Source organism: Bradyrhizobium sp. P5_C11_2, from assembly GCF_054049755.1.
In genome coordinates this window covers 1-2617 of sequence record NZ_JBFULT010000795.1, presented here as the reverse complement: position 1 = coordinate 2617, position 2617 = coordinate 1, and the positions used below count along the sequence as shown (strand labels likewise).

Annotated in this window: 3 protein-coding genes; 1 reads left to right on the top strand and 2 read right to left on the bottom strand. The window is 65.6% G+C overall.

Annotated features, from left to right (window positions below):
• Positions 1-112: 112 nt before the first annotated feature.
• On the bottom strand, positions 113-1000 hold the full coding sequence (locus tag ACXJL8_RS38655) for a 50S ribosomal protein L11 methyltransferase (protein WP_456622391.1): 888 nt from the start codon (positions 998-1000) through the stop codon (positions 113-115).
• A gap of 164 nt (positions 1001-1164) precedes the next feature.
• Between ACXJL8_RS38655 and ACXJL8_RS38650 the strand changes: the two genes are divergently transcribed.
• Positions 1165-1320 carry a Flp family type IVb pilin gene (locus ACXJL8_RS38650; RefSeq protein ID WP_456622434.1) on the top strand — a complete coding sequence of 52 codons (156 nt, stop codon included), beginning with the start codon at positions 1165-1167 and terminating at the stop codon, positions 1318-1320.
• Positions 1321-1596: 276 nt separating this feature from the next.
• On the opposite strand, the gene ACXJL8_RS38645 is transcribed toward ACXJL8_RS38650, so the two are convergent.
• A partial coding sequence (locus tag ACXJL8_RS38645) for a phytoene desaturase family protein (RefSeq protein WP_456686775.1) occupies positions 1597-2617 on the bottom strand: 1021 nt, incomplete at its 5' end.

Below are 2617 nucleotides of genomic sequence, written 5' to 3'. Positions count from 1 at the left end.
GGGGGACTCTCCGCAAGTTCAACTCTCACTGTTCCTGCAGAAGCAGCCCCTCACCCCAACCCTCTCCCCGCAAGAACGGGGCGAGGGAGCGCACCACCGTCGCGGGCGCAGTTCATCCCATCTTCCGCAGCAGCAGGCTGCTCCACCCCTCGATCCGCAGGTGCCGCAGCGGCACCAGGCCGCGCGCGCGGTAGGCGGCGATCACGGCGGGCGCCTGGTGCGTCAACAGGCCGGAGAGGATGACGCGCCCGCCCGGCGCGAGGTGCCGCGTCATTGGCCCCGCCAGTTGCCGTAACGGATTGGCAAGGATGTTGGCCAGCACCAGGTCGAACGGGCCGCATGTGGCAAAATCCGGCGCGGCGAAGCCGGTGGCGCGGATCACCCGCACATGGTTGCCGGTTTCGTTCAGCGCTGCGTTCTCGGCCGCCACGCGCACCGAGGGCGGGTCGATGTCGGAGGCGAGCACCGCCTGATGCAGCGCCTTCGCCGCGGCAATCGCCAGCACGCCGGTCCCGGTGCCGAGGTCGAGCACGCGCCGCGGCCGCGCGCTTTTCAGGACATGGTCAAGCAGCAGTAAACAGCCACGCGTCGTGCCGTGATGGCCGGTGCCGAAGGCGAGCGCCGCCTCGATCTCGATCTTGAGCTTGTTCGGCGCCACGCGATCGCGGTCGTGGCTGCCGTGCACGACGAAGCGGCCGGCCGGCACCGGGACGAGATCTTGCAGGCTCGCCTTGACCCAGTCCTTGGCCTCGATCGTGTCGAAGGCAAGGGTTGCGGCGATCTCATTTCCTGCTGTGGTTACAACGAGTTCGCGCAGCCATGCCTGATCCGGCGCGTCGGCGAAATGCAGCGTGACGTCCCATTCGCCATCCGGCCGCTCGAATGCGGCCACCGCCGCATCGCCATCGAAAAAGACCTCGGTGAGCACGTCGACGACGCGCCTGGCGGCGGCCTCATTGCCGATCGAAAAGCTGGCGCGATGGGTGGGTGAAGGCTGCATCTCAGGGTTCCGGTGAATTCAATTTTGGGAACTTTTGTTCCCAATTTTCCGTATAACTTGCGGTTCCCGGATTAACCTGACCGTAGGTTGCGCACCGTACTTTTCCGGATGTTGGAGCCTGCCAACACAGCTTGAAATGGAAACGGAGGCGAGTCTTGAAACGCATGGTTTTGAAGTTCTGGTCCGATGAATCCGGTGCAACTGCGATCGAATACGGCCTGATCGCAGCGGGTATCGCGCTGGCGATCATTACCGTGGTGAACAGCCTGGGCACCACCCTGAACGACAAGTTCGGTTCGATTAGCAGTTCCTTGAAGTAATTTCTGCCTCCCATTTCCCAGCGGGGGCTGTTTCTTCATAGGTTGTTTTCGACCACGCCCGTTGGGGGAATTGCCCCCTGGCGGGCGAAGTCGTTTTTGGATGGGGGCGGTTCGCGAGGCGTCCACAGGCTGTCCACCCGCTGGTGCGATGCTGTCCACCGCCTTATCCCGCGGTTTTCCACCGCATGTCCTGTGCAGCGCCCGACCGGCGTCGTGCAGACGTCCACCGCCCGGACACAGGCCTCTCGACAGCCTTTCCACAGCTCGTCCACAAGCTTATCCACGGCTTACAAACAGCGACCGGTGATCCCTTAAAATCGCCCGTGCCGCGTTGTGGCCGGGGGCGCCGGTGACGCCGCCGCCGGGATGGGCGCCGGAGCCGCAATGGTAGAGGCCCCTCACGGGCCCGCGATAGTCGGCATGGCCCAGCATCGGCCGCGCCGAGAACAGCTGGTTCAGCGTCAGTGCGCCGTGAAAGATGTCGCCGCCGAGCAGGCCGAACTGCCGTTCGAGATCGAGCGGCGACAGAATCTGGCGGCCGAGCACGCTCGCCGCAAAGCCCGGCGCGTAGCTGTCCACCGTCGCGATCATGAGATCGGCGACCTCGTCGCGATGGTCGTCCCAGGATTTGCCGTCGGGCAGCTCGGGCGCGACGTGCTGGCAGAACAGGCTCGCGACGTGCTTGCCTTCCGGCGCGAGCGTGTCGTCGAGCGTCGAGGGGATCAGCAACTCGACGACAGGCGAGCGGCTCCAGCCTTGCGCGCGCGCATCGAGATAGGCGCGGTCCATGTAGCCGAGGCTCGGCGCCAAAATGATGCCGGAGGAGAGATGATCGCCATTGCCCGGCAGCGCCATGAAGGAGGGCAGGCGGTCCAGCGCCACGTTCATGCGGAAGGTGCCGGAGCCGTTCTTCCAATGGCGGATGCGGGCGAGGAAATCCGCGGGCAGGGCGTCCGCCGCGATCAGCCGCGTATAGAGCAGCTTCGGATTGACGTTGGCCGCGACATATTTTGCGCGAATGGTGGTGCCGTTCTCCAGCACCACGCCGACGGCGCGGTCGCGCTCGACGAGGACCTCGCGCACGCCTGCATCCGTGTCGATCATCACGCCACGGTCGCGAGCGGCGCGCGCCATCGCCTGCGTGATCGCGCCCATGCCGCCGATGGCGTGGCCCCAGACGCCCTTCTTGCCGTTCACCTCGCCGAAGGCGTGATGCAGCATCACATAGGCCGAGCCCGCGGCGTAGGGGCTGGCGTAGTTACCGACGATGGCGTCGAAGCCGAACAGCGCCTTGACC